The 6,105-nt window shown below is 43.5% G+C and carries 6 protein-coding genes; 2 read left to right on the forward strand and 4 right to left on the reverse strand.

Annotated features, from left to right (window positions below; genetic code table 11):
- The first annotated feature begins 94 nt into the window (after positions 1-94).
- Positions 95-403, forward strand: a complete 309-nt coding sequence (gene trxA / locus QZZ35_RS08345; protein ID WP_291234565.1) for a thioredoxin — start codon at positions 95-97, stop codon at positions 401-403.
- Between the two features lie 73 nt (positions 404-476).
- Here trxA and QZZ35_RS08350 read toward each other — a convergent pair whose 3' ends face one another.
- The 4 genes from QZZ35_RS08350 to QZZ35_RS08365 all read right to left on the reverse strand — a co-directional run bounded on the left by QZZ35_RS08350 (position 477) and on the right by QZZ35_RS08365 (position 3,462).
- A complete protein-coding gene (locus tag QZZ35_RS08350; RefSeq protein WP_291234566.1) occupies positions 477-1,202 on the reverse strand; it encodes an amino acid ABC transporter ATP-binding protein in 726 nt (241 codons plus the stop codon).
- Positions 1,189-1,887, reverse strand: a complete 699-nt coding sequence (locus QZZ35_RS08355) for an amino acid ABC transporter permease (protein ID WP_291234575.1) — start codon at positions 1,885-1,887, stop codon at positions 1,189-1,191. The genes QZZ35_RS08350 and QZZ35_RS08355 overlap by 14 nt, the downstream gene beginning before the upstream one ends.
- Before the next feature lie 51 nt (positions 1,888-1,938).
- Entirely contained in the window at positions 1,939-2,730 is a 792-nt protein-coding gene (locus QZZ35_RS08360) for a transporter substrate-binding domain-containing protein (protein WP_291236985.1), read from the reverse strand.
- Between the two features lie 84 nt (positions 2,731-2,814).
- On the reverse strand, positions 2,815-3,462 hold the full coding sequence (locus tag QZZ35_RS08365; RefSeq protein WP_291236986.1) for a YigZ family protein: 648 nt from the start codon (positions 3,460-3,462) through the stop codon (positions 2,815-2,817).
- A gap of 127 nt (positions 3,463-3,589) precedes the next feature.
- Between QZZ35_RS08365 and QZZ35_RS08370 the strand changes: the two genes are divergently transcribed.
- Positions 3,590-6,105, forward strand: a 2,516-nt coding sequence (locus QZZ35_RS08370; RefSeq protein WP_291236987.1) for a transglycosylase domain-containing protein, incomplete at its 3' end; no start/stop codon positions are given.

Below are 6,105 nucleotides of genomic sequence, written 5' to 3' on the forward strand. Positions count from 1 at the left end.
ACTGTCCTTTTTCTAAAAAATGTGATATCCTTTTTACAAGTATGAAATTTTTCATACTCGGGAAGATTAATTGTATACGAAAGGAGTTTTTTATATGTCTATTATCGAACTTACTCAGGAAAATTACCAGAAAGAAGTACTCGAATCTGATAAACCTGTACTCATTGATTTCTTTGCAACATGGTGCGGTCCATGCAAGATGGTTTCACCGGTTGTTGACCAGATTGCCGCTGAACGTCCGGACATCAAAGTATGCAAACTTGACGTGGACAAGAACCTTGACCTTGCAAGAAGTTTTCAGGTCATGAGCGTTCCAACTTTAGTCGCTATGAAAAACGGCGAAATTATCAATAAAACCGTTGGTGCTATGCCAAAAGCTGTTATCTTAAAGATGTTTGATTAATCAACAAGCAGCCAAGGGGACAGGTTCACTGGCTCAAAATGAGTCGGTGAACCTGTCCCCTTGGTATTTTTAATTATAAAACTTTTGACAAGAAATCTTTCAAACGATCGTTCTGCGGATTTGCAAAAAACTCTTCCGGTGTATTCTGTTCAAGAATATGTCCATCCGCCATGAACATAACTCTTGAGGCCACTTCTCTGGCAAATCCCATCTCGTGTGTCACAACGACCATGGTCATTCCATCTTCCGCAAGCTGTTTCATCAGATCCAGAACCTCTCCGACCATCTCCGGATCGAGAGCCGATGTCGGTTCATCGAAGAGCATCACTTCCGGATTCATAGCAAGGCTTCGCACGATGGCAATACGCTGTTTCTGTCCGCCGGAAAGCTGTGCAGGATAAGAATCCGCTTTATCCTCCAAGCCGACACGTTTCAAAAGCTCCATAGCTTTCTTTTCCGCATCGCTTTTGGACATAATCCCCAGTTTAACCGGTGCCAGCGTAATGTTGTCTTTGATCGTCAAATGAGGAAACAGGTTGAAATGCTGAAACACCATTCCCATCTTCTGACGGATCTGATTTACCTCTTTTGACTTGGCTTCCGTAATATCATGGCCTTCAAAGATAACATGGCCGGATGTCGGTTTTTCCATCAGGTTCAGACATCTTAAAAAAGTACTCTTTCCTGAACCGGATGGTCCGACGATAACCACCTTTTCACCCTGTTCGATATGTTCATTTAAATTCTTTAAGACATGGTTCTCACCAAAATACTTATTCAGGTCTTTAACGTCGATCACTCTGTGCCAGCCTCCTTTCAAGTGTTCCCAACAATTTTGTCAGGATAACAACAACCACCAGATACATGGCAGCTGTAATCAAGAGCGGAGGCAGATAGTCAAATGTCGCCACCGCCACATTCTGAGCAGCACGAGTCACATCGAGAACGGTAATCGTACCTACGATCGCTGTCTCTTTGATCAGCACAATAAACTCATTGCCAAGGGCCGGAAGGATGTTCTTGATAGCCTGCGGCATAATAATACTGATCATCGTCTGTCCCCAGCTAAGTCCAAGGGAACGGCCTGCTTCCATCTGGCCACCGTCTACAGCTTCAATTCCCGCACGAATGATCTCAGCCACATAGGCACTGGAATTGATTCCGAAACAGATGACGGCGGAAACGATCGGCGGCAGCGGCGATTTTGCAAATATAACAAAGTAAATGATCAGCAGCTGGACGTAAACCGGTGTTCCTCGGATAATTGCAATATAGATATTCGCAATCCAGTTCAGGACAGTTAAAATAATATTCTTTTCCAAATGATTTGCCATGTACTTAATGATAGCCAGAATCAATCCGACACCGACACCGAGAAGTACCGCAAAAAATGATATGATCAGGGTCGTTCTGAACCCTTCGAGATAAGCAATATATCGATTGTTTACAAGAAAGGCTTTATCAAAACTTTCCCATATAGACATCAGCCAGTTACCCACACCGCTACCTCCATATGCAAGTTATCTTCTGCAAAATTATTTTGTTGTATGATTGATGGTAAATTCATCAATTTTACCTTCATCAATAAGTTTCTGTAAAACTTCGTTGATCTGATCAAGAAGTTCTGTATTGCCTTTCTTTAAAGCAATCGCATACTTATCTGTGAACAGTTCACCCTCAAGGATCTCAAGGTTCTCATTTGCTGCAACGAGCTGTTCTGCAGGCAGAGCATCCATAACGATACATTCAAGTTTGTCATTATTTAATTCCATTGCTGCTTCTGCATATTTATTGAACTGTTTAACTTCGCATCCAAGATCTGAACAGTAGAAGTCACCTGTTGTACCCATCTGAACACCAACAACTGTACCTTCTGTCACATCTTCCGGTTTTGTGATCTTGCCGGCATCTTTTTTGACAACGACAACCTGTTTGGATGTTGCGTATTCAATTGTAAAATCCATCAGTTCTTCTCTCTCAGGTGTCACAGAAATACCTGCTGCGGCAAAATCTGCTGTTCCCTGCTGAACAGCAAGTAACGCACCGTCAAAAGTCATATTCTGAATCTCAAGTTTTTTGCCAAGTGCATTGGCAATTTCATTTGCGATATCCACATCCACACCGAGAACGGTTTTTCCGTCTTCTGTGTATTCATATGGTGCAAATCCGGCTTCTGTAGCCATAATAAGTGTATCGCTGCTTTCACCTGCTGCTGTTGTTTCTACAGTTGTTTCTGCTGCTTTTGTTTCTTCTTTTTTAGATCCACATCCGGCAAGTACAGAGACAGCCAGTGTGAATACACATGCTAAACTGACAATTTTTTTCATTTTAATCTCCTCCTTATGATTTAACACTCCTCAGTATACAATGAGTCCTACATAAAATGCAAGCCCTTCTCGCATAAAAATACATTAAAATATAATTACTTCTCCATCCGCTTCACCGCACCAGCAGTCATCGCCTCTTACAATCTCCGCTTTTCCGTTGGTCGCCTCAACAATTTCCTTATATATACTCTCTGAAAGTTCTTTTTTTATGAGTATTTCCACGCTTACTTTATCCGTATATTCGGTTTTCACAGTAATTGCCGGACTTTTTCCGATAATATACTGAATTTTCCCAATTCCATTGTAATCTGTATAAATTTCCATTCTACTGCTCAAAATCTTTTCAATAACAACACTGTTTGCCAGCCCTTCCTGAACAGCTTTGCTGTAAGCACGGACCAGTCCCCCGGTTCCCAAAAGGGTACCGCCGAAATACCGGGTGACAACAACGCAGACATTGTGAACTCCCGCACCGAGCAAAACATCCAGCATCGGCTTGCCCGCCGTACCGGATGGCTCCCCGTCATCACTGCATCTGGAGATTTCATTCCTCTCACCGATAACAAAGGCGTGACAGTTATGCCTTGCATCCCAATATTTCTTTTTTGTTTTTTCAATAAAAGAAATCGCTTCTTCTTCTGACATTACCGGACAGACAGTAGCGATAAATCGTGATTTTTTTTCAACGATCTCTCCCTGTCCTCCCCGATGAACAATTTTATAATTTTCCATACATTTTTTCCTCTCATATTTAATATTTACCATTGTATCATCTAATAAGAAAGATTTCAAAATTTTTTCTTTGCTTTCATGTCATATCTTTGTTATAATGGTGATTTATAAAGGAGGCTATTTTTTTATGGACTACAGCAAACACGGAACTCATAAAAAAACAAAAAATATACGTTCTGGTATTCCAAAAGCCAAACACAAAGTCAGTTTTAATATATTCCGCATATTTATCTTCTGCCTGATCGCTGTTGCCGTCATGGGGATATCCGCCGGATTCGGCGGTTTAAAAGGCGTGCTGGACAGTGCTCCTGAGATAAGTGTTGAGGATGTTATGCCGGAAGGCTATAAATCATTTATTTATGACCGGGATGGCAATCTGCTGACACAGCTTTATCAACCGGAAACCAACCGTATTCAGAAAAGTATTACAGAAATGCCGGAAGTTCTCCAGAACGCTTTTATTGCCCTGGAGGATGAACGTTTCAGAGAGCATAACGGTATTGACCCGAGAGGTATTCTCCGTGCTTTCGTTGTCGGTATCACTTCCGGAGGATTTTCCGAAGGTGCCAGTACGATCACACAGCAGCTTTTAAAGATCAGTGTTTTCGGCGGCGGTGACGAAGATTCGATTCTTTTAAAATTCAAACGTAAATTTCAGGAACAGTATCTTGCTCTGGAACTTGAGAAGATCATGACCAAGGATCAGATCCTTGAAGCTTATCTGAACACCATTAACCTGGGTGCTTCCACCTACGGTGTTGAAGCCGCATCTTTGAGATATTTCGGCAAGTCCTGTTCAGAAGTGAATGCATCCGAAGCGGCCGTACTCGCTTCCATTGCAAAGAGTCCGACCTATTATGATCCGATCTACTATCCGCAAGAGAATAAAGAACGTCGGGATAAGACACTTAAGAATATGCTGGAACAGGGTTACCTGACGCAGCAGGAATATGACGAGGCGATGGCGGATGATGTTTATGCCCGTATTGCCGCTCATGCTGAAGAACAGGAGACTCAGACAGATGTATTTACCTACTATGAAGACGCTGCCATCCGTCAGGTTTTAAAAGATCTTCAGGACAAACTCGGTTATACGGAAGATCAGGCTGTCAATAAACTTTACGGCGGCGGTCTGAAAGTTTATCTCGCACAGGATAACCGTATGCAGCAGATCGTTGATGAAGAATACCGGGATGATTCCAACTTCAACTATAACAATGCGCTCGGTCTTTCATGGCGCTGTTCCGTTCTTGAAGAGGACGGATCCACATCGAACTACGATGAACTCACCATGTCTTATTGGTACTGGAACAATGAAAGTACAAGTTTTAAACTGATTTACAATAATGCGGATGAGGCATGGGCAGATATTAACCACTATAAAGAAGCTCTGGGCATAACACCTGAGAATACGCTTGCAGAGACATTTGATCAGCCTTACGCCATGCAGTCTTCCTTCGTTCTGATGGATCAGAAAACAGGAGAAGTCAAAGCGATAGCCGGAGGCCGTAACGAAAAGAAAGAAAGCCTTTCTTTCAGCCGTGAAACCCAGTCTACCCGTCAGCCGGGTTCCTGTTTCAAGATTCTTGCATGTTTCCTTCCAGGTCTTGATTCCGCCGGACTGACACTGGCAAGCTCAACGATGGATGCTCCGTACACAACAGCGGCCGGTTATACACCAAACAACTGGTACAGCGGCTACTGGGGATTGACAACGGTACGCAAAGCCATCACCTGGTCCATGAACGTTGTTACAACCAAATTTTTTGTTGAAAAGGTTACACCTTCTCTGGCCATTGAATACTGTGAAAAGCTGGGCATCACCACACTGACTGATGACGACTATGTCGAGTCTCTCGCTCTCGGCGGTCTGACCTACGGTGTTACAAACCTTGAGATGACCGGTGCCTATGCGGCTATTGCCAACGGCGGCAAATATGTCCGTCCGGTATTTTATACAAAGGTTGTTGACAGAAACGGTAACGTTATCCTCGATAATACCAACCCGGAAGGCGAGCAGGTTATTAAAGAGGCAACAGCTTATCTGCTCACAAGTGCGATGCAGGATGTTGTTACACAGGGAACAGGTACATCGGCCAACACTTATGACGGCATCACTGTTGCCGGAAAGACCGGTACAACAACTGACAGTAAAGACCTCTGGTTCGTTGGATATACACCGTATCTGACAGCGGGCGTATGGCTCGGTTATGACCAGAACTATGATATGGAAGGTGATCTTCAGGAAACGGAACACCAGAGAATCTGGTCGAATATTATGAAGCGTATCAATGCCGAATTTGGATTTGAGCCGGCCACCTTCTCCATACCGGACAGTGTCGGAACACGTACCGTATGTTCTAAATCCGGTAAGCTTGTCGGCACATCTGCATGCACACCGATTACAGAATACTTTGATCTTGCCGCGCTTCCTAGCGGTTACTGCAATGATCATATCGGTGCCAATGTCTGTGCTGTCTGCGGCGGACTTGCAACAAGCACTTCACCACAGACCGTTTACAAGGAATATGATTCTTCTTCAAGTATTCCGACATATTACTGTACATGTAAACCGGAGACACAGAGTACGACCGCTGAATCGACAACATCAAGTACTCCGTCTACAGAACCGACACCAACGCC

The organism is Frisingicoccus sp., from assembly GCA_016298055.1.
Lineage (GTDB): Bacteria > Bacillota > Clostridia > Lachnospirales > Lachnospiraceae > Frisingicoccus.

Coding starts and splice junctions, on each gene's coding strand:
- QZZ35_RS08360 (WP_291236985.1), bottom strand. CDS start 2,730: ATGAAAAAAATTGTCAGTTTAGCATGTGTATTCACACTGGCTGTCTCT.
- QZZ35_RS08355 (WP_291234575.1), bottom strand. CDS start 1,887: ATGTCTATATGGGAAAGTTTTGATAAAGCCTTTCTTGTAAACAATCGA.
- QZZ35_RS08365 (WP_291236986.1), bottom strand. CDS start 3,462: ATGGAAAATTATAAAATTGTTCATCGGGGAGGACAGGGAGAGATCGTT.
- trxA (WP_291234565.1), top strand. CDS start 95: ATGTCTATTATCGAACTTACTCAGGAAAATTACCAGAAAGAAGTACTC.